We start from the raw sequence: 25,068 nt of genomic DNA, 5'->3' as shown, positions 1-25,068 counted from the left end.
ATTCTCCCTAGTAGGAAGGTGGCGACGGGAACGGAAGTCACGCATGGGCACTGTGGACACACGCACCCGGATCCGACGCACGAACGCCGCGATCGCGATACTCGTGGTGGTCGTGGCCGTGCTGGTGGTTTCCGTGCTCGCCAGACACCACGGTTCCGGATCCTCCGGCGCCCCGGACAGCGCGGCACGGCAACCATCCACCTCGGTGGACTCACCGGCCCGCAGGAACCCCGGCGACCCGCTGGCCCTCGGCTCACCGGAGGCACCCGTGGTCCTGGTGGCCTACGAGGACTTCCGCTGCCCGTTCTGCGCGAAGTTCGCCACCGACTCCCTGCCGAAACTGGTGGACCGCTACGTGGAACCGGGGGTGCTGCGGGTCGAATGGCGGGACTACCCCATATTCGGTGAACAGTCGATCCGCGCCGCCAAGGCCGGCCGCGCCGCGGCACGGCAGCACCGTTTCTGGGAGTTCGAACGAACCGTCTACTCCCACGCCCCGGACCACGGGCACCCCGACCTGCCGCTGCGGACCCTGGTCCGCTACGCGGAACAGGCCGGCGTGGCCGACATCGAGCGCTTCCGCGCGGACATGCGCTCCGCCGAGGTGGCCACGGCCCTGCGGGCGGACCGTTCCGAGGGAGTCCGGCTGGGGGTGTCGAGCACCCCGACCTTCCTGGTCAACGGCAGGCCGATCATGGGGGCCCAGCCGTTCGAGGTGTTCGTCTCGGCCGTGGAGCAGGCCGCCGAACAGGCGGGGACGCGGTGAGCCAGGTCGGTCTGCTCGGCGCGTTCCTGGGGGGACTGCTCACTCTGGTCAGTCCCTGTTCGGCGTTGCTGCTGCCCTCCTTCTTCGCCTACGCCTTCGGTTCCCCGACGAGGCTGCTCGCCCACACCACCGTCTTCTACGTGGGACTGTGCACCACCCTGGTCCCGCTGGGGGTTGCCTCCGGGCTGCTCGGAGCCCTGTTCACCGGTTACCGCTCGGAACTGACCCTGGCCGGAGGACTGCTGCTGATCGGTCTCGGCCTCGTCCAGCTCACCGGCAGGGGCGCCGGGATCGGGGCGGCCCAACGTCTCGGCGGGCGCGTCCGGATCTCCTCGGCGGCCTCGGTGCTCGCGTTGGGCAGCGTCTACGGTCTCGCCGGGTTCTGCGCGGGTCCACTGCTCGGTGGCGTGCTGACCGTGGCCGCCACCGGCGCCAGCCCCGGCTACGGGGCCGTGTTGCTGGCCGTGTTCGCCTTGGGAATGGCCTGTCCGCTCTTCGTGCTGGCAGCGCTGTGGGAGCGACTCGGGCGGCGGCGGTGGCTGCGCGGCAGGGAGGTGCGCGTGGCCGGTTTCCGGGTGCACACCACCAACCTCGTCTCCGGCCTGCTGTTCGTGGGCATGGGAGTGCTCTTCCTGACCACGGAGGCCACGGCCGGCCTGGGCGGGCTCGTGGACACCGAGATCCAGTACGAGCTCGGCTCCGGGATCCGTGAGTTGTCGACGCGGATAGCGAACTCCCACGTGCTGATCGCTGTGGCGGTGGGCGCGCTGCTCGCGATGCTGTGGCGACGTCGCCGGCTGGTGCGGGAGGAGGAGCTCCGCAGGGGACGCCCCTGTTCCCAGGGCGGCCGCGAACGAAACCACCGGTGACGACCCGCCGAAAAGGACCTTCCGGACGAAGCGCCCCTCCGGCGGCCGTGACAGGGTCGAACGGGAAACCCCTGTTAAGCTGCGCGTCCGGAATCCGTTCTTCCCGTTCGACGGCCCACCGGAGACCGCTGGCCACGGCACGGCGGGTTCGCACCGGGAATCCCACTCGAAACGCTACAGGGGAGCAGCGATGATTTTCATCACCGCCAAGTTCCGCGTGCTCTCCGAGCACGCGGACCGGTGGCCCGAGATCGCACGCGAGTTCACCGAGGCGACCCGCGCGGAAGAGGGCTGCCTGTGGTTCGACTGGTCTCGCAGTGTCGAGAACCCCGACGAGTACGTGCTGGTCGAGGCCTTCCGTGACGAGGACGCCGGGGCCGCGCACGTACAGTCCGAGCACTTCAAGCAGGCCCAGCGCACCCTGCCTCCGTACCTGGCCGAGACCCCCCGGGTCATCAACACCCAGGTGCCGCAGGACGACTGGTCGCTGCTCGGCGAGATGGCCGTGGAGCAGGGCTGACCCACACGCGGTTATTCCCACGCGGAGCACGGCGCCGGGCCCGGTCGGACCCGGCGCTCGCTCGTCTCCGCACCCCTGGTGACGGGCGAGGTCGTCCCAGGAGACCGCCCGGGTTCCGGGCACGGCTCACAGTGGACGCCGGAAGCCCCGCACCGCGAAGGCGGCTCCGATCGCCAGCAGCACCACGCTGGTGCCCACGGCGGACCAGACCCCGGCCCCCACGGGAAGGGCCAGGCAGAGATCCCGGGAGGCGTCCACGGCGTAGGTGAGCGGGTTGACGCGGGCCACCACCCGCAACCAGCCGGGCAACGCGTCCAGGGGGACGAACGCGCTGGAGGCGAACATCAGCGGGAACATCGCCACGAAGCCGATGCTCTGCATGACCTCCTCCTTGCGCACCCAGGAGGCGATCGCCAGGAACACCCAGGCCAACGACCAGCTGACCAGCAGCGCGAGCAGCCACGCGCTCATCGTCCCCATCAGGCCGCCCTCGGGGGAGAACCCGAACAGCACCGTCGCCGCCAACAGCAGAATCACGAGCTGCACGGCGGTGCGGAACAGATCGGCCAGGCTGCGCGCGATCAGCACCGAGCCCATCCGGATCGGCAGCGCGCGGAAGCGCCCGATCACTCCGTTCTTCATGTCCGTGATCAGCCCCACCCCGGACTGGAGGGCTGCTCCGATTCCCGTGGTCACCAGGATCGCGGGCATCAGGTAGTTGATGTAGCTGTCCGTCTGGGCGGCGATACTGCCCATCAGGGCCTTGCCGAAGACCTGGCTGAACAGCGTCAGCATGATCAACGGCTGTAACAGGCTGAACACGACGATCTGCGGGTCCCTGAGCATGGCCCGCAGGGATCTGCCGGTGAGCACGACGATCTGGGTGGGGAAGTTGGCACCGTGCCAGTTGCCGCGCTCCGGTTCCGTGCTCTCCGGGGTGGTCGGCGGCGCCTGCGCTGTGGTGGTCATGTGTTCTTCGGCTCCTCGCTTCAGACCGCGGATCCGGTCGAGTGTCCGGTCAGGGTGAGGTAGACGTCGTCCAGAGTGGGTTCGCCGAGACCGAGCCCGTCGACCTCGACACCGGCCTCGTCCAAGGCCCGCACGACCACGGCGAGCTCGCGCGAGGAGCCCACGGGGGCGCTGACCACGTGCCGTTCCTGGTCGTGCACGGGGTTGAGCCCGTGGGTGCTCAGGGCGGTCAGGGCGCGCTCCGCGTCGGCGGGGTCGGCGAGGGTGGCGCTGGCCGTGCGCTGGCCCACCTCGGCCTTGAGTTCCTCGGCCGTGCCGGAGGCGATGACTTTTCCGCTGGACAGCACGGTGATGGAGTCGGCCAGCCGGTCGGCCTCGTCAAGGTACTGGGTGGTCAGCAACACGGTGGTGCCGTCGTCGACCAGGGTCTCCACGATCTGCCACAGCCCCATGCGGCTGGAGGGGTCCAGACCGGTGGTGGGCTCGTCGAGGAAGATCACGTCGGGGCGGCCGACGAGGCTGGCGGCCAGGTCCAGTCGGCGTCGCATCCCTCCCGAGTAGGACCGCGCCGGCCGTTTCGCCGCCTCGGTGAGCTCGAACAGCTGCAACAGCTCCTCGGCGCGCCGGGTGGCCGCGCGTTTGCCCGCTCCGAGCAGCCTGGCTATGAGCACCAGGTTGTCCAGCCCGCTCAGATGTTCGTCCACGGCGGCGAACTGGCCGGTCAGTCCTATGCGGGAGCAGACGCTCCTGCTCTCGCGCACCACGTCGTAGCCGGCCACCCGCGCGGTCCCGCTGGTGGGCGGTGACAGGGTGCTCAGAATATTGACCAGGGTGGTCTTGCCCGCGCCGTTGTGCCCCAGCAACCCCAGCACCGATCCCCGCGGCACTTCGAGACTCACGTCGTCCAGTGCCCTGAACCTGCCGAACTCCTTGCTGACGTGGTCGACCTCGATCGGTGGTCTTGTCATGGTGTCCTTCTTCAGCGGTGTCGTTCCGGACCTCGTTCGGCCAGTGCCCCCCGGAGCAGCACGTCGACGCGCAGCGCGAGCGCCGTGTGCTCGTCCTCCTGGGCGGTCGGGTCGAACCGCATGCTCATCACCAGCCCGAACAGCATCCGGATCAGCGTTTCCGTGGGGACCCGGAAGCACTGCCGGTCCGGTTCCGTCAACGTCACACAGGCCGCCAGCAGCTGGCGGACGAATTCCGGCTCGTGATCGGCGTGGTCGTGGCCGACCTCCTCGTGCCGGTGCACGTCGTAGCCCGAGCCGGAAAGGCTGTGCACGAGCCTGCCCAGGCGGCGGAAGTAGTCCAGGAGGACGGATGCGGCCCGCTTGAGCCGTTCCTCCACGTCGTACTCGGCCGGGATCCCCCTGATGCGAGCACACGCCTCGTCGGTGCGAAACGCCTCGGACACGCAGGCGCGCAGCAGTTCCTCCTTGTCGGCGAAGACGCGGAAGACGGTGCCCTCGGCCACTCCGGCGGCCTGTGCCACGGCCCGGGTGGTGAGGGTGGCCCCGTGTTCGACCAGCAGCGGAAGAGCGGCACGCACGATCTCGTCGCGTCGCTGTTCCACGCTCATCGCCGGCGCCCTGCGCCGAGGATGTTTCGCGTTCACGTCCTCACCATACTGAGTGAGTACTCACTCATCAACGTGAGAGGCACCACGGGAGCCGGGAGGTCACTCCCCGACGGTGAGCACCCCACCCGCCCGGCTCGGGCGCACGCTGCGGCTGCCCTCCTCCGTGTCGAGCAGGAAGTCGCAGCGCTCCACCCGTCCGGAGCGGGCGGTCAGCCTGTCCACGGCCGGCTGCATCCCGGAGGCCGAAGCCACCACGGTGACCGGGCCCTCCGGCAGCTCCCGCACCGTGTACCCCCCGTCGGGGGAGGTCAGCATCCGCGCCACCTGCACCCCTCCGGAGTCCGTCACGGTCACGCTCGCTCCCGGCACGGCGGCACCGGATCCGTCCGTGACGGAACCGGCCAGGGTCCGGTGGTGGACCGGCTCCGGGGCCTCGAAGGAGGGGTCCACGATGACGTCGCCGTCGTCCTCGTGTTCGTAGCCGCCGCCGTGGTCGGTGACGGCGACCGGTTCACCGGAGGAGGCGGCCCGCGCCCGCCTGCGCACCAGGAACTGGTTGAGCAGTACGAGCGCCACTCCCACGGCCACCCACGCGCACAGACCGAGCACCATGCCGAGCGAGCCCGTGCCGTCGAAGTAGAGGATGCCGCGCATCGCGTGCACCGCCTGGCCCAGCGGCATGATCGGGTGCAGTGCCTGGAAGAAGCCCGGCACCAGCTCCTTCGGGATGGCACCACCACTGGAGGGCAGACTCAGCAGCACGAACAGCCCCACCGCCACACCGGGGATGAACTGCTTGACGAAGGGGACCAGTCCGAAGCTCACCCAGGCGATCGCCTGGGTGAGCAGGAAACCGACCAGCAGCAGGGTGGGATCGTTGTAGATCACGTCCAGGGACAGGGCCGTCCCGTAGACGATCACCGTTCCCAACGCCCCCACGCCGACCAGCGCCCCGAGCTTCTGGCGCGTGGTCAGTTCGGCGCGCAGCAGCATCATCACCGAGATGTACGGGGGGATGTTGAGGGCCATCAGGCAGTAGAACAACCCGGTGCCCATGACGTCGCCCGGGGCCGTGGGGCCCAGGTCCGTGGTGGTCAGCCGCTGCCCGGCCTGTTGCGCGATCGGCGCGAAGACCTGCCGCAGCATCTGCAACGAGGCCTTGCCGTTGGCCGAGGCGTAGAACAGCTCCCCGTGGGCGGGGTCGTAGGCGGCGGTGGCCTCCCGGTCGGCGATCGCCCGCTCGGCCGCCTCCCCGTTCGGCACGGCGGTCACGTCGAAGCCTCCCGGAAGCGACCTCTCCAGCGAGGTGTCCAAGCGTTCGGCCGCCTGCTGCCCCACCACGGCCAGCGACATGTCACGCGGCTGCGGGGCGTGGAACGGCAGCAGGTAGCACACCATGAACCCGACGACGAAGAACACGGGAAACCACAGCGACGACACCAGCGTGCGCGCCAGCTGCTTCTGCTGTTCCTGGGGCACCGACACTCCTCACCACGAATCCGGGCACGGGATCACGATCGGAAACGAACAGCCGGTCGCGCCCCCGAGGGCGACCGGCGGCGCCACGACGCGCCGAACAATACTTCGCAAGTCTAACAGTTTTGTGCAGTCACTGCAAAAAGACAGTGGTGCCAGCGCGGCTGGCGCCCGCTTTGCCCTGCGTGAACGGCCACGACTACGATGAGTCCCGGATCAGCCCAGTGCCCAGCAGGCCTCCAGGAGAAGCCCCGATGGCCGGATCCGCGCACCCAGCGCCGACGGCGACCGAACACCCCGCGGACACCGGCGTGGGAACGAGGCCCGGTGGGCTCCGCGAACGCAAGAAACGCGCCACCAGGCAGGCGCTGCAACGCTCCGCCGTCACCCTGTTCCGGGAACACGGGCCGAACGCGGTCACCGTCGAGGACATCTGCGCCCACGCCGAGGTCTCCCCCAGGACCTTCTTCAACTACTTCACCTCCAAGGAGGAGGTCCTCGTCCCCTGGGCACCGGAGACGATCACGAACACCTCGGGAAGAGTGGTCTCCCGCCCGAGCGAGGAGGCCCCCCTCGACAGTGCCCAGGCCGTGCTCGGCGAGGCCCTGGACACCGCCATGAGCGGGGAGGTGTGGCGTGACCAGGCCCTGGTGCTGCGGGACCACCCGGAACTGATCGAACGCGTGGTCACCTCGTTCCGGGCACTGGAGTCCTCACTGGTGGAGGGACTGGCCCGGAAAACGGACACCTCCCCCGAGGACCCCTACGTACGGCTGGTCGGGGCGAGCGCGATCACCGCACTGCGCGTGGCGGTGCAGACCTGGCAGGAATCCGAACCGGACGAACGCCTGCGCGACTGCCTGGAGGAGACCTTCGAACGGCTGCGCCACGGGCTGCGCCCACCCCACCGGCACTGAGCACCGCTCCCTCCCCCGTGACGGCCCGGCCGAACGGACACGAGCCCCGGGAACGAACAGCACCCTCCACTCCGGAGCCCGGGCCTTTCCCCGAAGATTCCGACGATCGAGCGAAATCACGCCGCACCGGCTATGGTCCTTGACACATCAGGGCGACACTGTCCAGCACCCACCACGCCGGCACGAGCCCCCCACCGTCCTCGGACCCGAACGGCTGACTCCGCTTCCCCGGGAGAGAGGAGCAGCGGTGGCGATCACCGAAGCAGCCCAGGACGAGACCGGGCCGTCCGTGAGCAGACCGTCACCAACCACGCCCCCACGCCGGGAGCGGGCGGCGCTGTTCACCGCCGGAGGTGTCGGCCTGCTGGCCACCGTGCTGTTCCTGCTGGTCCGCGGCGGCCTGACCGACGACGCCTACATCACCCTCGACTACTCCCGCAACATGGCCCTGCACGGACACTGGGGAGTGATCGAGGAGGAGTTCGCCAACACCGCCACCTCCCCGCTGAACGTGCTGGCGTTGGCCGCCGTCACGGCCGTGCTGCGCCAACCGATCACGGCCCTCGGAGTGGTGTTCGTCCTCGCCAACGCCCTCCTCGCCTGGTGCCTGCACCGCAGCGCCGAACACAGCGGGCTTCCCGCGCTCACGGGAGCGGCGGCGAGCCTGTTCGTCCTGCTCAACCCGTTCCTGCTCTCCTCGGTCGGGCTGGAGATGTCGCCGGCCTCGGCCCTGCTGGGACTGCTCCTGCTGGGAGCCGTGCGCCCCCATCGGGTGCTCTTCGGCGTGGCCGCCGGGCTGCTCGCCCTCACCAGGCTCGACCTGGGAGTGTTCGTGCTCGTGCTGCTGCTGGGCAGGCCGACACTGTGGCGGGCGTGGTGGCGCTGGCTGGTGCCCGCCTGCGCGGTCGCGCTGCCGTGGTTCACCCTCAGCTGGTGGTCCTTCGGCTCCGCCGTCCCCGACACGCTGGTGATCAAACAGCAGCAGGAGAACTGGGGGGAGTGGACCTTCGGCAACGGGTTGCAGCTCTACCACAGCGCCTACCCCACCGCCACGGCCGCCGCGCTCGCCGCCGCCGTCATCGCCCTCCTCGCCCTGCCGGTGTGGCTGGTATCCCGCCTGCTGCGCCGCCGCACCGCTCGCCTCCTCCACTGCTGGGCGTTGTTCGGACTGGCGGGAGCCACGCACTTCTGCGTGTACACCACACTCGGTGTTCCCCCGTACCACTGGTACTACGTACCGGCCATGATCGGACTGTCCGTGTTCGCCGCCGCCGCGCTGGCGGCCGTGTCCCCGACGTACCGAGGGCGGGGCGGGGCCGTGCCGCTGCTGGCCACCACGGTCGCCGTGGCCCTCGGGGCGGGAGTGCTGGCCAACCAGGCCCGGGTGGTGCTGGACACCGGGGTGCCGTGGCGCCACGCCACGATCACCACGAACTGGGCCACACCCTCCGACTACGCGCGGATCGGCCGTGTGGTCGGTGGGATCGTCGGCGAGGACACGGTACGCAGCCCCGGAGAGATCGGAACCCTGGCCTACCACTGCGAGTGCGCCGTCGTGGACGGGCTGTCCGACCGCGGCTATCTCGCCCCGCGGAAGCGGGAGCGCATCGAGGAGGCCGGACCGGTGACCGCCGCGCTGCTGCGGTTCAACTACCGGCACTTCACCCCCACCGAGCCCAGGGAGGTGGACTACGTGCTGCGCCGGGCACCGGGGCCCGCGCCGAACCCGGTGTGGACCATCGACTCCCCCTGGAGCGAACCCTCCCACCTGGTGCTGGAACGCGCGCGATGACCGAACCGGAAAGACCTCCCGAGTCCACTCACGCGCCGAGGTGGTGCAGCGGATTGGGACGTGGCCGGTAGACGTCCCCACCGGTGGCGTACAGCCGCATGGTGACCAGAGCCTTCTGCGGCAGGCTCGGTCCCAGCAGGGCGGCGAGGTCGCACCGGGCCGGCTCCGCACAGTCGGCGGAGAAACGTTCGACCGTGTCCACGGCCGCGGCGCGCACGATCCGCCACGACCGACCGACCGCCAGGGCGTGGGAGTCCCCCAGCAGCCGGACCACCTCGGCCAGGTTGGCCCACACCACGGAGTGAAAGAGCTTCTCGTGCAGCTGTCGCACGCCTTCGGCCACCGTCACCCGTGCCCGTCGGGCGAACCCCTCCCGCACCGCCGGGGACATCCGTCCCCGGTACACCCGCATCCCGGCGAAGTCCCGCAACAACAGCCGGGCGGGACGACCGTCGCGCAGCACCAGCAGCGTGTTCTGCATGTGCGCCTCCAACGCCACCCCGTGCCGGGAGAGCAGGGGCAGGGTGGCCGCGAACAGCAGCTCGCCGTAGCCGCGCAGGAAACGTCGCGCGGCCTCCGCACCGCTCACACGGTCACACGTGGCCAGGTGGTCCACGAGATCCGCCGCCAGCACCCGGCCGGAGACCGGTGAGCACGCCCGCAGCGCGGAGACCGGAACGAGTCGATCCCCCTCCCCGAGCCGGTCGGCCGGGTCCTCCCGCAGCAGCGCGGAGAGCCCCCGGCCCCGGGGCGACCCCTCCTCCGCACCGCTCGCGGCGAAGGCCACCCCGGCCAGGTCGGCCACCGTATCCACCCGACCGGCCGCCACCGGCTCCCGGGCCAACAACTCCCGCAGCAGCACGCTCGTGGCGGGTCCGTCGCGTGTGGTGCCCGCCGACATGGTGCGGCGGGTGGAGGTGAGCAGCACGTCCAGCGAGGTCTTGACCGTCAACCGCCGCCCGTGTCGTCCCGGCAAGACCGTCACCAGGGTCCGCAGGGACAGCGTGGGCCGACACGGCAGCCGGGGGCGCTCCAGCGGGACGAGCCCGCCGCTTTCCACCTCCTCGCGGTAGTGCCGGGGCACCGCCACCCGCAGCTGCCACGGGTGCACCGGCACGAGCGCGTAGGCACCCGGATCCTCGCCCCGTTCCCGCAGCTCCCGCACGGCCAGCCCGTGCACCCGGGGGAAGTGCTCTCCCACCAGTTCCCCCACCGAACGGCCCCCGTGATCGGCGGTGGAGGCCAGCAGCTCTCCGCGCACGGCCACGAAAGCGAGGGCGACCCGTCGACCGCCTTCCGGGGCGTAGTTCAGGCAGTCCTCCGGCTCGAAACCCAGCCGCACCTTGCCGCACGGGTGCAGACCGTGGCCCTCGGCGGTGAGCGCGTCGAGTTCCACCGCCGTGTTCTCCGCCGGCCCGAACACGGACAGCGGATCGATCCCGTCCCACTCCTGCGGCGGACACCGTCGCCGCCCCCGTTCGACGAGCACTCTGGACAGCGCGAGGTTGCACGCCGAGTCGACCAGTTCCACACCCACCGCGTCCCACCGGGCGGTGGTGTCGCTGTCCCGCAACAGCCGGACCAGCCCGTCGGGCCGCCGCACCGGAAGAACCCCGTCCTCCGTGACCAGCACCGGCTCGGACATCCGCCCCGTGCCGGGTCCCCCCTGCCACAGTGCGCCGAGGGAACCGCCGCTCAGACGCACGAGCTCCACCGTCCCCACGCGGTCACCGAAGTACGCCGCCAGCTCCACGGGCGACTCCACGTCGAACCGCCGTGGAGGCCACCGCACGGAGCGGCGGCGCCCACGAACCACGGGAGTCCGCTCCCCCAGCAGCGCCTCCAGGAACGCGCGGCAGGTGTCCGCCCGCGCGCGGGGCAGGGCCGACCACCACCGGCGGGCCAACTCCGGCTCGTGTTCCTCCAGTCGCCGCCCCACGGCGACCTCGTGTTCGTTCGGCGCGGCGTGGTCGCCGTCCCCGGACACCCCGGTCACGGGTCGACCAACGGGTTGGGGCCGGGCACGTAGCGCTGCTCGGTCACCAGCCCGGACAGCCGCATGGCCAGCATGGTCTTCAGCGGCCAGGGCTCGTGGAACAGCGCGTTCTTCTCGACGGCCACCTCCGCGGCCTCGTCCGGGCAACGAGCTGTGGCGGCCAGCCGGGCGAATCCCCCCGCCGCTCGTTCGGACACCACCCGCCACAACACCCGCTGGGGACAGTCGGCCGCCCGGGCCAGCGCGGCCACCAGCTCACCGAGCTGGTTGACGAACAACGGGAAGAACAGCTTCCGACGCAGTGCCACCGGGTCGGGGCAGTGCAGCGCCGAGCCCTCCAGCAGCCGTAGTTCCCGCCCGGACCGGGCCAGCCGCTCGTGCAGCACCCGCGCCCCACCCAGATCGCGCACCAGGCACCGGCGCGGCATCCCGCCGCGCAGCACCAGCACAGTGTTCTGCGGGTGCGGTTCCACGGCGATCCCGTAGCGCACCAGCAGCACCAGCGGCGGAACCACCCCCACCCGCAGGTACCGGTCCAGCCACCGGCACGCCGCCCGCTGCCGTGTCCGTCCGGCACGAACCTCGGTCAGCACGTCGTGGACCAGTCGGTTGCCGGTCAGCGGGGAGCGGGAGAGCAACGCGGCCACCGGCAGTGCCACCTCGTCGGCTTCCTGCTCCGGTTCCGCACGCAGGATCGCGCCGAGCGACCGTTGTCGTGCCCGCCCGGACCCGTCGGGCCACCCGGATTCGGGGGTACTCCGGGGGACGTGGCGGATCCCGAGAAGCTCGCGGCACACCTCGAAGCCCGGCCTGCCCCCCTCGTCCGGGACGGCGAGCTCGGGGTCCTCGGAAACCAGCTCCCCCAGCAGCGCCGACAGCCTCGGCCCGTTGTGCACCGCCTCCTCGGAGACCCCGCGCACCGCCCCGGTCAGCCGCACCTCCACGGCGGTTTTGACGTGCATCCCCGCCTTCCCGCCCGGTTCACGCGCGTCGAGGGTGCGCAGCGACATCAGCGGCCGGGCAGCGACGGTGGCTCCGAGCACCCGCAGCGTGCCGTCCCGGATCGCGTCCCCGTGCAGCCGGGGCAGGACGTGACGGAGCTGGTACGGGTGCACGGGGATCAGCACGTAGTCGGCGGGAACGTGTCCGGCGCCCTCCAGTTCCTCGACGGCCTTCCGCACCGCCTGCGGGAAGACGCGCCGCAACTCCCGCCACCCCGCCTCCCGGGGGCTCTGCCCGCCCACGGAGTCCACGCCGGAGACGGTGTGGGCGGCCACCGCGACCAGACGCAGCCCGACCTCCGCTCCGAACTCGGGGGCGTAGTGCCGCGCCTGTTCCGGGGACAGGCCGGTTCGGGTCCTGGCCACCGGCTGCCAGGGATGACCGTCGAGCGCCCACTGTTCCAGCACCGTCGACAGCGGGAATCCCGCGCACTCGGTCCGCCGCAACGCGTCGAGCAGCGCGGAGAAGGGCGGGAAGCGCCACGGCCGGGCCGCACGGGACACCCGGTCCGCACGGCGCAGTCCCGCCCGCACGGACCGGGCCAGCCCGGAAGCGCTGTCTGCGAGGTCGGAGCGCAGTGCCCGCCACCTCGTGAGGTCGAGACGCACCAGGCCGGTCGACCACAGCACGTCGAGTATCCGCACCGGGTCCCGGACGTGCTCCTCGCTCCCACCCCGGGGAGCGGAGAGCAGCACCGGAGCGGTGAGCTCCTCCCGGCCCGTGGCCGTGACCGGACGGGTGCCGAACCGCACCCCCCGCCTGCGGGCCTCGGAGGGATCGAGCATGCCCTCCCGTACCAGCGCGGCGAGCAGCGTCGACAGCACCACCCACCGGGCCCACGGGCGGGGATCCGTCCCGCGGCCCCGACCGGCCCGGCCGGGGCCGAGCGGCGGCTGCGGCACGGACGGAACCCGTGCGGAACTCTCCACGTCCCCGTTGTCCACGACCTCATGTTGATCTCACACGGGTTCCGCCGACAACGCCCCGGCCCGGCAGTCACCCGCTTTGCGTAGCGGGCCGGAACCGATGATTGACCGCGGCGGAATCCGGGTACGCCCCGGACACCCGGGAACGCCGCGGCACGGGCCCGGGGGCGGCACGAGGTCGGCTGGAGGTTTCGCGATGGTCAACACCGCTCATTTCAGGCTGGGTGACACGGCGGCCAACCCCTCGGTGATCGTGCGGGACGACCGCGGGGCCGAGGTGGTCGAGCTGGAGCTGCCCGCCACGATCGGCGAACCGGTGGAGGCGGACGAGGAGCTGCGCGCGGCGGGGTGGAACCGCAGCGCCGACTGGACGACCACCGACGACGGCTGGGTGGCCCCGGTGGTCTCCACGTGACACCCGAAAACCCGCCGGACCGCAAGGAGCCACGGTGACGGAACAACTTCCCATTCCCGACTACGACGAGCTTCCCCTGTCCGCGCTACAGCACCGGATCCGCTCGTTGGACGAGGACGAACTGAACACGGTGATCGAGCACGAGCGCGCACACGCGAACCGCACACCGGTGCTCGAACAACTCACCGGCAGGCTGGAGGAACTCCGGCAGGGAGCGAGCCCAACCTCCGGGGGTGAGGAGGAACCGGCGGACACGCCCCCGCACAGCCGCTCCGGATCCGAGGTCACCCCGGAACCGCCGCGCGGCAAGGGGCGGCCCACCATGCACGGCACGTCGAGCCGGTCCGGATACGGCATCGAACACCGGTGACGAGCCCGGGCGACGAACGAGGTCGACGCTTCCCGGAAGAGAGCGAGGGCGATGCCGCGTCTGGGGCTGATCAGCGATCCGGACTTTCCCGACCACGTGGCCCGGTCGTTGGTCCACCAGCTGCCCGACCGGCTCGAACGGCACGTCGACGACGGTTCCGGATGGGACGTGGAGGTGGTCTGTGATCCGGTGGCGGCCGGACGCAGCAGCGGCAAGGACATCCTCGACGCCGTCGAACACCAGCGTGCCGCCCACGAGTGGGACTACGCGGTCGGGGTGACCGATCTTCCGCTGCGTTCCGAGGGCAGGCCGGTGCTGGCCGACACCGGCGGGGAGCACGAACGCGTCGGGCTGGTCTCCCTGCCCGCCCTCGGTGGTCTCCAGCCCCGACGCCGGGCGCGCCAGATGGTGCTGCAAACCGTCGAGGAGCTGGTCGAGGCCGTCTCCTCCCGAGGGGACAGCGCCGCCGAACTCGAGGAGAGCGGGAGACGCCGGGGGCTGCACAGCGGGCTGACCGAGCTGTTCGCCCCGATCCGGCGGGAGGAACCGGGCGAGGCCGTCTCGGTGCGGTACCGGGCCACGAAGTGGCGGGGGCGTGTCCGGCTGCTGTCGGGGATGGTGCGCAGCAACACCCCGTGGCGGCTGGTGCTGGGCATGTCCGGGGCGTTGGCGGCCTCCCTGGCCACCTCGGTCTTCGGTCTGACGTCGAGCACCGTCTGGCAGATCGCCGCCATGCTGGGCCCGGTGCGGCGCGGGGTGGTGCTCCTCGGCGTGATCGCGTTGATGGTCACCTGGCTGATAGGTACGCACCACCTGTGGGAGCGACCGCGGCACTCGCACGACCGGGAGCAGCGCATGCTCTACAACCTCTCGACCGCCGCGACCGTCACCATCGGGGTCGGCCTGCTGTACGTGGTGCTGTTCCTGGTGAACCTGGCCCTGGCGACGCTGCTGATCGACCCGCAGCTGCTGGTCAGCAAGATGGGCGGACCGGTCACGCTCGCCAGCTACCTGGCACTGTCATGGGGGGCCACCTCCATGGGCGTGGCGGCCGGAGCCCTCGGCTCCGGGCTGGAGGACGACGCCACGGTGCGCAGGGCGGCCTACGGATACCGCGAGGCGCGCCGCAGGGAGAACCAGCAGCGGGCCGAACAGCGGGAACGCTACGGCGAGAACGGCTGACCCGACGGAACCCGGCCCGCCCGGAGCAGCCCCCACCCGGAACCACGGCTCCCTAGCCCAGCATCCGGGCCAGCTCCACCCGTGAACGCACCCCGAGCCGGACGAAGACGTTGCGCAGGTGGTGTTCGACCGTGCGTTCGCTGAGACACAGCCGCTGGGCTATCTCCCGGTTGGTGGCCCCCTCGACGACCAGCTCGGAAACGCGGGCCTGCTGCCCGGTCAAGCCGGGATGTTCCCGAACACCGTCCGAGGGCACGGACCTGCCGGTGGCCCGGAGCTCGGCCCGTGCCTTCTCCGTCCACCCACGCGCCCGGTGGTACCGGAACACGCCCAGCGCCTCGTCGAGCAGCCTGCCCGCCTCCCGGGGGCGACGTGCCCGGCGCAGCCGGCTCGCGTACAACAGCTCCGTGCGGGCCAGTTCCAGGGTGCTCCCGCTGTCGCGGTGCAGTTCGATGGCCGCCCGGAACCGCTCCTCCGCCTCGGAGGGGTGTTCGGCCAGCAGCGCGTGACACCGGTGGGACAGCGCCAGCCGCGCCGGGCTCCCGGTGGGACCCACCCACCGGTCGAAGGCCCGCAACAGCCGCCGGGCGCTGTCGTGCTCCCCGCAGGAGACCGCGGCCTCCACGAAGTAGGGGGCCGCCATCACCCGCACCACCGGATTGCACCCCCCACTGTCCGAACCGATCAGTCGCAGTCGGCGCGCCGCCTCGGCGGGTTTGTCGTGGGCCAGCTCGGCGCAGGCCGCCCCCCAGTTCCCGAACGCGTCCGGCCTGCCCAGACCCTCCCCCGAGAGGTCCCGTGCGAAGGCCTGGTCCAGCCGGACCCCCACCGTTTCGAGGTCGCCCCGCAGAGCCGCCACCAGCGCCAGCAGCACGAGATGGTCGACAGCCCTGTTCCACTGCCCGTGGGCCCGGGCCGAGCGCAGCCCCTCCAGTGAGGCGGTCTCCGCCTCGGCGTGGCGGTCCAGCAGCAGCGCGGCGAGCGAGACGTACACGCACGCCCAGGGCTCCTGGGATCCCTCGTCGCGGCGGCGTTCCTCGTGCCGGGCCCCCAGCGCGAGGTCCCGGGCCTGGTGGGGGAGCCCGAGCGTGAACGCCGCCTGGCTGCCCCACAGGGCCGAGTCGGAGTCGGTGGTGGACTCGGCCAGGTGCACCACCTTCCGCAGGGCGGGCACGGCCCGCACGTGCTCCCCCCGGAAGGTCGCCGATATGCCCGCGAAGTGCTCGAACATCAGCGCGGTCTCCGGCGTGTCGTCCGCGCTCCGCAGCAGGGCCGCCCGGTCGGCCAGCTCGTAGTAGGAACGGTAGTCCCCGGCCAGGCAGCTCGCCTCTCCCGCGAACATCAGGGCCCGCACGGCGGCGTTCCGGTCGGTGGTCACCAGCGCCCTGCCCGCCGCGGTGAAGCTGCGCCGGGCCGCGTCCGGGCTGCCCGCGCAGAGTTCGACCCCACCGCGCAACAGCTCGTTCCCCACCAGGGACCCGGTGGTGCGGGCCAGCGGGCGGGCACGTCGCGCCAGGGAGAGCGCTCGTTGCGGGTTCCCGCTCGTCCACGCGTGGACCCCGGCCGCCAGCAGGCCCGACGCGCTGGCTTCGCGGTCCGGTTCGAGCAGGGCGGCCCACTCGTGGAGCCGGGAGGAGAGGCCGTGGTCGCCGTCGCGCGCCGCCTCGGAGGCGGCTTCGGCCAGCCCGTCCCCCACCGGGACGGGAAGCGGTCCTCCGGCGGCGCAGCGGTGCTCCAGCGCCCTGGCCGTCTGCCCCTCCTCCGCGAAAGCGGCGGCCAGCCGGGCGTGTGCCGCGCACATCTCGGCCGGGTCCCACTCCCCCTCCAGCGCGGAACGCACGAGTTCCCCGGAGAACCACGCGCTTTTCCCGGAAACACCCACCAACCCGGTCGCGAGGAGCTCGCTCCAGGCCGTGCCCGTGGCGTCCGCGCCCGCCGCCCGGTGCAGCACGCGCGTGTCCAACCGTCCTCCGGCGATCACCAGCGTCGCCAATCGCCGAGCCTCCTCCGGGATCTCGTGCAGCAGCTGCCTGGCCTGCCCCAGCAACCTGCCGTCCGGAGGAAGCGCAGGCGGTTCGAGCCCGGCCGCCCGTTCGACGGTGAGCGCCTCGGCGAGCTCCCCGAGGGCGAGCGGGTTGCCGCCGCAGCGGACGAGGACGTCCTCGACCACCTCCGGCGCCGGAGTCACCCGTGCCCGGTCGCGCAGCAGTAGCCTGCTGTCGAGCTCGTCCAGCGGGGTGAGCGGGTACCGGGTGAACTCCCGCGGGATCACCGGGGTGAGTTCCCGGCCCAGGGCGTCGGTGGACACGGTCAGCACCAGCAGCAGCGGCAGGGCACCACTGCGGTGTCCGAGTGAGACCAGTGCACGCGCCGAGGCCCGGTCCAGCAGGTCGGCGTCGTCCACCCGGAACAGCAGCGGCCCCTCCGCGCAGTGCCGCTCCACCCGGCGGTGCAGGGCGTGGCACGCGGAAGCCTCGTCGGCGGCCTCGCCCACGGCGGCGAAGCCGGCGGAGGCGGCCAGCCGCGCCAACCCGGCCAGCGGCAGCCCGCGTTCGGCGCGCACCCCGGTGAGGTCCACGGTACGCAGCCCCGTCTCGGCCTCGAGCCTGTCGAGCAACGCGGTCTTCCCGCCGCCCCGGTCGCCGGTCACGACCACGGCCGTGCCCGCGCCTTCCCGGGCGAGACGGGCAGCCCCACACAGTGCGTTCACCGTGTCCTCCCGGCCGTACAGCCGGGGTTCGTTCCGGGAGAAGGTCCGCGCCTGCGCCATGTCAACAGTGTGCGTGCGAGAACACACTCAGCAAAGCGACAGCCGGAGTAGCGGCTCCTCGACGGCCCGGGAACGCGCTGTCGCTCGGACACTTCGCGGCCCGACCGAAGGGTGTCCACGACGTGGGACTCCACCTCGGACGAACACCGGTGATTTCACCGATGTGTCGGCACGAACCGCGCCCGCAGACTCGGCGCGTCCTGTCGAAACGTCGAGGAGGACTTCATGCGCAGGATATTCGTGTCGTTGCTCGCCGGCATCGCTCTCGCGGTGTTCGGGACTCCCGCGGTCGCCCAGGCGGCCGGGCCGAACCCGGTGGTGTTCGTGCACGGTTACACGGGCAGCGCCTCCAACTGGTCGGCCGCCATGACGCAGTTCCGGTTGAACGGCTACGCGGACTCCCAGCTGTACGCCTTCGAGTACGACTGGAGCCAGTCGAACAAGCAGAGCGCGGCCGAACTGGCCGGGTTCGTGGACCACGTCCGCGCCGAGACCGGAGCGGACAAGGTGGACATCGTCAACCACTCCATGGGCGGACTGGTCAGTCGCTGGTACATGAAGGAGCTGGGCGGACACGAGCAGGTGGGCCACTGGGCCTCGTTGGCCGGGGCCAACCAGGGAACCACCTCGGCCAGCGCCTGCCTGCAGTACGCCTCCTGCCGGGAGATGACACCCGGTTCGGACTTCGAGGAGCGGCTCAACTCCGGCGACTGGACACCGGGCGACTCCGAGTACGCCACCTGGTACTCGGCCTGTGACGGGGTCATCATCCCCTACACCAACACCCGGGTGCTGGGCGCGGACAACAACCGCACCACCTGCACCACGCACATCGGTTTCCTCAGTGACATCGGCGTGCTGTCCGACGTGATCGACTTCCTGGAGAGCTGAGCCGGGAAAACACGAGTGCCGCGTGTGTGGTCCGCCCCGCACGCGGCACGTTTCCGTGCCGGGGCACCGATCTCGCCGGGCGTGTCCCCGTGTCGTGGTCGTCGGATACCTTCGTTGCATGAACGATTCCGCTCAGTCGTGGGCCGACGGGCCGTTGCTGGCTCTCGATCTGGAAACGACCGGCACCGACACGGACACGGACCGCATCGTCACCGCCACCGTGGTGTCCGTGGTTCCGGGCAGCCCGGCCGAGTCCACCGACTGGCTGGCGGATCCGGGTGTGGAGATCCCGGCGGAATCCGCCGAGGTCCACGGGATCAGCACCGAGTACGCCCGCGCGAACGGCAGCCCCGCAGCCACCGTGGTGGCCGGCATCACCGAGTTCCTGGCGGCGAGGTGGTCGGAGACGACGCCGCTGATCGCGTTCAACGCCAGTTTCGACCTGTCCCTGTTGGACTCCGAGGCCCGCAGGCACCTGGGTGTTCCGCTGTCCCTGGGCGGGCCGGTGGTGGACCCGTTGTGCATCGACCGGCACATGGACCGCTACCGCAAGGGCAAACGCACCCTGGCAGCGCTGTGCGAGCACCACCGGGTGAAGGCCGAGGACGCCCACACGTCGAGCGGGGACGCCATCGCCGCCGCTCGCCTGGCCTGGCGACTGGCCAAGACCTATCCCGAGCGGGTCGGCACCGTGCCGCTGCGGACGCTGCACGAGCAGCAGGTCGAGTGGTACCGCTCCCAGACCCGTGGGTTCGCGGTCTACCTGGAGAAGCAGGCTGACAAGGCCGACGACGAGGCCGAGGCCCAGCGGCTGCGCCAGCGGGCCGCCCGCGTGCGGACCGACGCCGAGGGGTGGCCGCTGCGCCAGCAGGCGCTCGTCAGCGGGGTCTGATCCCGTCCGAACGGGGACGAACTCGCGCGGGGGCCGCGCTAGCGGGGGTTGCGTGGCCCGATTTTGCCTAAAATCGGGCCACCACGGCCCATCCTCGCGCCTGCGGGGAACACGTGGGCCGATTTTGCCTAAAATCGGGCCACCGGGACCCGGCCCGTTTCGGGAGGAGCACCTCACACGAGGGCCCACCGGGATCCTGCGTCCTACTAGGCTCGGCGCATGGCCGAGATCACCCAACTCGTCTACTACCCGGTCAAGGGATGCGCGGGAGTCACCGTGGACAGCGGTTTTCTCACCAGCGCCGGGCTACGGCACGACCGCAGCTTCATGATCACCGACGCGCACGGTGGGTTCCGCAGCCAACGCAACACCCCTCGGATGGCCGTACTCACCCCGGAGATCGACGAGAAGGGGACCCGCCTCACACTGCACGCCCCCGGAACCGAACCGCTGGTGGTCGCGACCACCGACAGGGGGCGGCGCGAGGTGGTGGAGCTGCACAAGGCGAACTACCTGGGCGTGGACCAGGGAGACCGGGCCGCCGAATGGCTGTCCGAAGTGCTCGGCGGCCCGTGCCGCCTCGTACGGGTCCCCACCGAACACGACCGGGTGACCGACGGGCTCACCCCCGGCACCTCGGCCTACGCGGACAGCTGTCCGGTGCTGGTGACCTCCCAGTCCTCCCTGGACGAGCTGAACGAACGCCTCGCCGCCCGGGGGCATCCGGCGCTGCCGATGGACCGGTTCCGGCCGAACATCGTGGTGCGCGGCTGGGAACGGCCGCACACCGAGGATCTGGCACGCAGCGTCACCGCCGGAGCGGCCGAACTCGGCTACGCCAAGATCGCCAAACGCTGCGCGGTCACCACGGTCGAGCAGTCCAGTGGGCGCAAGGACGGCCCCGAACCGCTGCGCACCCTCGCCGAGTACCGCCGCACGGACCGCAACGGGGTCGCCTTCGGCAGCAAGTTCGCGGTGACCCGGCCGGGGCGGATCTCGGTGGGTGATTCGTTCCGGGTCGCCGACTGGGGCGAGTCCGAGCTCTGAGAACACCGGTGTCCGCCACGGACCCACCGGCGGGGTTCCGAGCCCGACACTGGTGACAGTGTTTGACATCTGTCAGACCTCCTTCGAGGCTGGAGCCATGCGACAACGTGCGCTCGGAACCACCGGCCCCCGGGTCTTCCCGCTCGGTCTCGGGCTGATGGGGATGTCCGACTTCTACGGCCCCGCCGACACCTCCGAAAGTCACGCCACGCTCGACGCCGCGATCGAGGCGGGCGTGGACCTGCTGGACACCGGAGACTTCTACGGCAGCGGACACAACGAGCTGCTGCTTCGGGAGGCGCTGCGTCGGCACGACCGGGACCGGCTGTGCCTCAGCGTCAAGTTCGGTGCCATGCGCGACCCGCACGGACGGTTCGTCGGTTTCGACGCCAGCCCGGCCGGGGTGAAGAACTCCCTGGCCCAGACCCTGCAACGCCTCGGCACCGACCACGTCGACGTCTACCGCCCCGCGCGTCTGGACCCGCGGGTGCCCATCGAGGACACCGTCGGTGCCATCGCCGAGATGGTCGAGGCCGGACACGTGCGCCACATCGGACTCTCGGAGGTGGGCGCGGACACCATCCGCCGCGCGGCGGCGGTGCATCCGATCGTGGACCTACAGATCGAGTACTCACTGCTGTCGCGCACCATCGAGGCCGAGATCCTGCCCACCTGCCGTGAACTCGGCATCGGGATCACCGCCTACGGCGTGCTTTCCCGGGGACTGCTCTCCGGGCACTGGGACCGGAACCGGCGGGACGACCCGCGTACCCACTTCCCCCGGTTCCAGGGCGAGAACCTGGAGCACAACCTCGGGCTCGTCGACCGGCTCCGTGAGGTGGCCGCGGACAAGGGCGTTGCCGTGGCCCAGCTGGCGATCGCCTGGGCCCTGGCCAAAGGGACGGACATCGTCCCGCTGGTCGGAGCGCGGCGCAGGGAACGGCTCACCGAGGCACTCGGTGCGCTGGAGCTGGAACTCGACGAGGCGGACGTCGCGGCCCTCGAACGGGCGGTTCCCGCCGAGTCCGTGGCCGGGCAGCGCTACGACCCCGACGGGATGGCGCTGCTGGACAGCGAACGTGGCACCGGGGGCGGCCCCTCGTGACCGGGGCCCTGACTCCGGAGCGGATCCTCGACGCGGCGGAGGAGGTCCTCCGCCGCTTCGGCCCGGCCAAGACCACGGTGGTGGACGTGGCCCGCACCCTGGAGGTCAGCCACGGTGCCGTGTACCGGCACTTCGCCTCCAAGGCCGCCCTGCGGGAGGCGGTGGCCGAGCGCTGGTTGCTGCGGCTGCGGGAGCCGCTGCGTCCCGTGGTCACCGAGGACGCCCCCGCCGTGTCGCGGATCCGGCGGTGGCTGTGGCAGCTGTTCACGTCCGAACGGGCCCTGGCCGGCCAGGACCCCGAACTCTTCGCCACCTACCACCGGGCGGTCGTGCGCTCCGACAAGGTGCAGAGCGAGCACCTGGAGATCCTGGCCGGGATGCTCGTGGAGATCATCGCCGACGGCGTGCGTCGGGGGGAGCTCGACGTGGCGTGTCCGGCGGAGACGGCCTGGGCGGTGCTGTCGGCCACGGACCGTTTCCACAACCCCGTCCACGTCGCCGAGTGGGACGATCCGGGTATCGAGCGGCGGTTCGAAGCGCTCTGGACGCTGCTGCGGTGGGGTCTGGACAAACCCGACCGCGACCGGGTCGGAGTCGGGGACGGCTCGTAGTCCTCGTGGAGGACGCCGGACTCCCCTGCCGGTGGCCCACGCGGCGGGTTCCGTTCTTCGCGACAACCGGTTGCACACAATTCACTGCTACCCTGCGAGTGTGCGGGATACGCAGGAAACCGGCCGGCCGTCCCGAGGGGACGTGACCGAGCGCGTGGACTCCGAGGAGCTGTTGCGTCTGGAGCGGCAGCTCTGTTTCGTGCTGCATGCCACCTCCCGCGCCTTCGACGCGCTCTACCGACCGGTGCTCGGCGAGCTCGGGCTCACCTATCCCCAGTACCTGGTCATGCTGACGGTGTGGGAGCGCGGTGAGCTCACGGTCAAGGAGCTCGGGCGGGTGCTGCGACTGGATTCCGGAACGCTGTCGCCGCTGTTGAAACGTCTGGAGAAGGCCGGGTTCGTGCGCCGGGAACGCAGCCGGGAGGACGAGCGTTCCGTGGTGGTCCGGGCGACCGAGCAGGGAACCCGGCTGCGCGAGCAGGCGCGGGACATCCCGCGCAGGGTGCTCTCGGCCACCGGGCTGGACGAGCAGCAGTTGAGTCAGCTGCACGCCGACCTGATCAGGGTGACCGAGGCCCTGGACACGGCTGCCGCGCGCCTCGAACAGGGGGAGTGAGTTCGACGCCCGTCTGACGGGCGGGAAGTCCTGGGGATCGGCCCGGCGATATGTATTTTACGCAACACAAAAGCACTCTTTTTAGTTGCGTACAATGTAATTGGGTTCGTCCTTCCGGACGGGCCGAAAACCGCCGGACACGCGACGCAGGAGAACGGATGTCACTGCCCACCACGGCACGGGAAGTACGACTCGCCGCCCGCCCCCAGGGCTGGCCCACCCGGGACAACTTCGAGATCGCCACGGTCACCCCCGAACAACCGGGGCCGAACCAACTGCTGGTGCGCAACCTGGTGATGAGCGTCGACCCGGCCATGCGCGGCCAGATGAACGACAAGCACACCTACGTGGCCCCCTTCCAGGTCGGCGAACCCCTCACCGGCGCGGCCGTCGGCGAGGTCGTCTCCTCCAACGCGGAGGACTTCTCCCCGGGTGACCTGGTCGTGCACATGCTGGGCTGGCGCGAGTACGCGCTGCTCGACGCCACCGCCGCCCGCAGAGCCGACCCCGACATGGCCGACCCGAACGCCTTCCTCGGCGTGCTCGGCGCCCCCGGACTGACCGCCTACGCCGGTCTGTTCGAGATCGCCGACCTGCGTGAGAACGACGTGGTGTTCGTCTCCGGAGCCGCCGGAGCGGTCGGTTCCCTCGCCGGACAGCTGGCCAAACTCAACGGTGCCCGCCGGGTGATCGGCAGCGCCGGGTCCGACGAGAAGGTCCGGCACATCACCGAGGACCTCGGATTCGACGCGGCGTTCAACTACAAGAAGGCCCCCGTGGGCCAACAGCTCGCCGAGGCCGCCCCCGAGGGCATCGACGTGTACTTCGACAACGTCGGCGGCGACCACCTCGAAGCCGCCATCCACGTCATGAACGACTTCGGACGCATCGCCATGTGCGGGGCGATCTCCCAGTACAACGAGGTCGACGCCCAGCCGGGACCGCGCGGCATGTTCCAGATGGTCTCCAAGCGGCTCACCGCGCGGGGATTCATCGTCCTCGACCACTTCGACCTGTACCCGCGGTTCCTCGACCAGGTCGGCCCGTGGGTGCGGGACGGACGGATCCGCTACGAGGAGACCGTGGTCCACGGGATCGAACAGGCCCCCGAGGCGTTCCTCGGCATGATGCGCGGCGAGAACACCGGCAAGATGCTGGTCGACCTCCGCTGAGCGCACGCACTGGCCGGTACTGCCACGACAGACGGAGGAACGAGTGAAGGCGACCCTGATACACGGGCCGGGCGACATCCGCGTGGAACGGGTTCCCGACCCCGAACTGCGCGCGAGCACCGACGCGATCGTCCGCGTGACCCACAGCTGCATCTGCGGCAGCGACCTGTGGCCCTACCGCGGGATCGACCTCTCCTCGGGAGACGAAGGACCGAAACGCATCGGACACGAGTTCCTCGGCGTGGTCGAGGAAACCGGTTCGGAGGTGAACTCCCCGCGCCCCGGCGACGTGGTGGTGGCCCCGTTCACCTTCTCGGACGGGGACTGCGTGTTCTGCCGGGAAGGGCTGCCCACCTCCTGCGTCAACGGGGGAGGTTGGGGAGCCGACGGGGTCGACGGCGCCCAGGGCGAGGCCGTCCGGGTGCCGTGGGCCGAGGGCACCCTGGTCACGTTGCCCGCCGACGGCGACGACGAGCTGAACGCCTCGCTGCTGACCCTCTCGGACGTGTTCAGCACCGGCCACCACGCCGCGGTGTCCGCCTCTGTGGGGCTGGGATCCACGGTGCTGGTGATCGGTGACGGGGCGGTCGGCCTCTCCGGTGTGCTCGCCGCCGACCGGCTCGGTGCGGAGCAGGTGATCATCATGGGTCGACACCCTCGCCGCACCGAACTGGCCCGGCGTTTCGGAGCCACCGAGGTGGTCGCCGAGCGCGGCCCCGAGGGGGTCGAACGGGTGCGTGAGCTGACCGGCGGCCAGGGCGCCTCCAGCGTGCTGGAGTGCGTCGGCACGGCGGAGTCACTGGCCACCGCCGTGGACGCGGTCCGCGCGGGCGGAGCGATCGGACGGGTCGGAGCTCCGGTCTACGAGAACATCCCCCAACCGGGCCGGACGTTCCTGAAGAACGTGACCATCAGCGGTGGGGTCGCCCCGGCCCGCCACTACATCCCGAAGCTGCTGCCGGACGTGCTGGAGGGCCGGATCCGCCCGGGCCAGGTGTTCGACCGCACCCTCGGCCTGGACGAGATCGCCGAGGGCTACCGCGCGATGCACGAACGCGAGGCGCTCAAGGTGCTGGTCCGCCCGTGACCGGCCCCTGAACCTCCCGCACGGCGGCCCCGCCGGGGTCCTCCCGGCGCGGGAACCGTGTCCACCGACCAGGCCCTCCCGTCCGTTCGGGGCGGGCG

At 71.2% G+C, this 25,068-nt stretch carries 23 protein-coding genes; 16 read left to right on the top strand and 7 right to left on the bottom strand.

The features are described from left to right. Window positions 1-43 precede the first annotated feature (43 nt). From CEP50_RS06065 to CEP50_RS06055, 3 genes are all read left to right on the top strand, one after another. Window positions 44-766, top strand: coding sequence for a DsbA family protein (locus CEP50_RS06065; protein ID WP_106112954.1), 723 nt, complete (start codon window positions 44-46; stop codon window positions 764-766). Then, window positions 763-1,635: a cytochrome c biogenesis CcdA family protein gene (locus CEP50_RS06060; RefSeq protein ID WP_106112953.1), complete on the top strand. Its 873-nt coding sequence runs from the start codon at window positions 763-765 to the stop codon at window positions 1,633-1,635. Before CEP50_RS06065 ends, CEP50_RS06060 begins: the two co-directional genes overlap by 4 nt. A gap of 190 nt (window positions 1,636-1,825) precedes the next feature. After that, complete coding sequence (locus CEP50_RS06055) at window positions 1,826-2,155, top strand: putative quinol monooxygenase (protein ID WP_106112952.1); 330 nt, start codon at window positions 1,826-1,828, stop codon at window positions 2,153-2,155. A 126-nt stretch (window positions 2,156-2,281) separates the two neighbouring features. Here CEP50_RS06055 and CEP50_RS06050 read toward each other — a convergent pair whose 3' ends face one another. The 4 genes from CEP50_RS06050 to CEP50_RS06035 all read right to left on the bottom strand — a co-directional run bounded on the left by CEP50_RS06050 (window position 2,282) and on the right by CEP50_RS06035 (window position 6,182). Beyond that, window positions 2,282-3,124, bottom strand: a complete 843-nt coding sequence (locus CEP50_RS06050; RefSeq protein ID WP_106112951.1) for an ABC transporter permease — start codon at window positions 3,122-3,124, stop codon at window positions 2,282-2,284. Between the two features lie 20 nt (window positions 3,125-3,144). Next, window positions 3,145-4,092 carry an ATP-binding cassette domain-containing protein gene (locus CEP50_RS06045; RefSeq protein WP_106112950.1) on the bottom strand — a complete coding sequence of 316 codons (948 nt, stop codon included), beginning with the start codon at window positions 4,090-4,092 and terminating at the stop codon, window positions 3,145-3,147. An 11-nt stretch (window positions 4,093-4,103) separates the two neighbouring features. Continuing rightward, a complete protein-coding gene (locus CEP50_RS06040; protein ID WP_106112949.1) occupies window positions 4,104-4,703 on the bottom strand; it encodes a TetR/AcrR family transcriptional regulator in 600 nt (199 codons plus the stop codon). Window positions 4,704-4,802: 99 nt separating this feature from the next. After that, entirely contained in the window at window positions 4,803-6,182 is a 1,380-nt protein-coding gene (locus CEP50_RS06035) for a carboxypeptidase regulatory-like domain-containing protein (protein WP_258174900.1), read from the bottom strand. Window positions 6,183-6,433: 251 nt separating this feature from the next. Between CEP50_RS06035 and CEP50_RS06030 the strand changes: the two genes are divergently transcribed. Then, the gene (locus tag CEP50_RS06030) at window positions 6,434-7,096 is read left to right on the top strand and encodes a TetR/AcrR family transcriptional regulator (protein ID WP_106112947.1); all 663 of its coding nucleotides are present in this window, start codon (window positions 6,434-6,436) and stop codon (window positions 7,094-7,096) included. Between the two features lie 247 nt (window positions 7,097-7,343). Next, window positions 7,344-8,888, top strand: coding sequence for a hypothetical protein (locus CEP50_RS06025; protein WP_106112946.1), 1,545 nt, complete (start codon window positions 7,344-7,346; stop codon window positions 8,886-8,888). 28 nt (window positions 8,889-8,916) lie between these two features. Here the strand turns inward: CEP50_RS06025 and CEP50_RS06020 are convergent, their stop codons facing one another. Both CEP50_RS06020 and CEP50_RS06015 read right to left on the bottom strand, forming a co-directional pair. Beyond that, on the bottom strand, window positions 8,917-10,884 hold the full coding sequence (locus CEP50_RS06020; RefSeq protein WP_106112945.1) for an IucA/IucC family protein: 1,968 nt from the start codon (window positions 10,882-10,884) through the stop codon (window positions 8,917-8,919). Then, a complete protein-coding gene (locus tag CEP50_RS06015; RefSeq protein WP_258174898.1) occupies window positions 10,881-12,830 on the bottom strand; it encodes an IucA/IucC family protein in 1,950 nt (649 codons plus the stop codon). Before CEP50_RS06015 ends, CEP50_RS06020 begins: the two co-directional genes overlap by 4 nt. Window positions 12,831-13,008: 178 nt before the next feature. Here CEP50_RS06015 and CEP50_RS06010 point away from each other — a divergent pair, with 178 nt between their 5' ends. Genes CEP50_RS06010 through CEP50_RS06000 form a run of 3 tightly spaced genes read left to right on the top strand, consistent with a single transcriptional unit; the run spans window position 13,009 to window position 14,779 of the window. Further along, complete coding sequence (locus tag CEP50_RS06010; RefSeq protein ID WP_019855554.1) at window positions 13,009-13,227, top strand: hypothetical protein; 219 nt, start codon at window positions 13,009-13,011, stop codon at window positions 13,225-13,227. A 34-nt stretch (window positions 13,228-13,261) separates the two neighbouring features. After that, entirely contained in the window at window positions 13,262-13,597 is a 336-nt protein-coding gene (locus CEP50_RS06005) for a hypothetical protein (protein ID WP_106112944.1), read from the top strand. Window positions 13,598-13,648: 51 nt separating this feature from the next. After that, window positions 13,649-14,779: a hypothetical protein gene (locus CEP50_RS06000; RefSeq protein ID WP_106112943.1), complete on the top strand. Its 1,131-nt coding sequence runs from the start codon at window positions 13,649-13,651 to the stop codon at window positions 14,777-14,779. Window positions 14,780-14,831: 52 nt separating this feature from the next. On the opposite strand, the gene CEP50_RS05995 is transcribed toward CEP50_RS06000, so the two are convergent. Continuing rightward, complete coding sequence (locus tag CEP50_RS05995) at window positions 14,832-17,549, bottom strand: helix-turn-helix transcriptional regulator (RefSeq protein ID WP_106112942.1); 2,718 nt, start codon at window positions 17,547-17,549, stop codon at window positions 14,832-14,834. A gap of 225 nt (window positions 17,550-17,774) precedes the next feature. On the opposite strand from CEP50_RS05995, the gene CEP50_RS05990 reads away from it, so the two are divergent. The 8 genes from CEP50_RS05990 (at window position 17,775) to CEP50_RS05955 (ending at window position 24,970) form a co-directional block, all read left to right on the top strand. Beyond that, window positions 17,775-18,440 (top strand): esterase/lipase family protein, encoded by a 666-nt coding sequence (locus CEP50_RS05990; protein ID WP_106112941.1) that lies wholly within the window; start codon window positions 17,775-17,777, stop codon window positions 18,438-18,440. A 118-nt stretch (window positions 18,441-18,558) separates the two neighbouring features. Next, entirely contained in the window at window positions 18,559-19,332 is a 774-nt protein-coding gene (locus CEP50_RS05985) for an exonuclease domain-containing protein (protein WP_106112940.1), read from the top strand. 219 nt (window positions 19,333-19,551) lie between these two features. Next, entirely contained in the window at window positions 19,552-20,379 is an 828-nt protein-coding gene (locus CEP50_RS05980) for an MOSC domain-containing protein (protein ID WP_106112939.1), read from the top strand. A gap of 97 nt (window positions 20,380-20,476) precedes the next feature. Beyond that, the gene (locus CEP50_RS05975; RefSeq protein WP_106112938.1) at window positions 20,477-21,484 is read left to right on the top strand and encodes an aldo/keto reductase; all 1,008 of its coding nucleotides are present in this window, start codon (window positions 20,477-20,479) and stop codon (window positions 21,482-21,484) included. Next, complete coding sequence (locus tag CEP50_RS05970; protein ID WP_106112937.1) at window positions 21,481-22,095, top strand: TetR family transcriptional regulator; 615 nt, start codon at window positions 21,481-21,483, stop codon at window positions 22,093-22,095. Before CEP50_RS05975 ends, CEP50_RS05970 begins: the two co-directional genes overlap by 4 nt. A 142-nt stretch (window positions 22,096-22,237) precedes the next feature. Beyond that, the gene (locus CEP50_RS05965; RefSeq protein ID WP_106112936.1) at window positions 22,238-22,711 is read left to right on the top strand and encodes a MarR family winged helix-turn-helix transcriptional regulator; all 474 of its coding nucleotides are present in this window, start codon (window positions 22,238-22,240) and stop codon (window positions 22,709-22,711) included. 158 nt (window positions 22,712-22,869) lie between these two features. After that, the gene (locus CEP50_RS05960; RefSeq protein ID WP_181188238.1) at window positions 22,870-23,883 is read left to right on the top strand and encodes an NADP-dependent oxidoreductase; all 1,014 of its coding nucleotides are present in this window, start codon (window positions 22,870-22,872) and stop codon (window positions 23,881-23,883) included. Between the two features lie 43 nt (window positions 23,884-23,926). After that, window positions 23,927-24,970 carry a zinc-dependent alcohol dehydrogenase family protein gene (locus tag CEP50_RS05955; RefSeq protein WP_106112935.1) on the top strand — a complete coding sequence of 348 codons (1,044 nt, stop codon included), beginning with the start codon at window positions 23,927-23,929 and terminating at the stop codon, window positions 24,968-24,970. Window positions 24,971-25,068 lie beyond the last annotated feature (98 nt).

The sequence above is a fragment of the Actinopolyspora mortivallis genome, assembly GCF_003001495.1.
GTDB classification, from domain to species: Bacteria; Actinomycetota; Actinomycetes; order Mycobacteriales; family Pseudonocardiaceae; genus Actinopolyspora; species Actinopolyspora mortivallis_A.
Note: the sequence above shows the minus strand (reverse complement) of the source record. Positions and strands in the feature narration are given on the sequence as shown.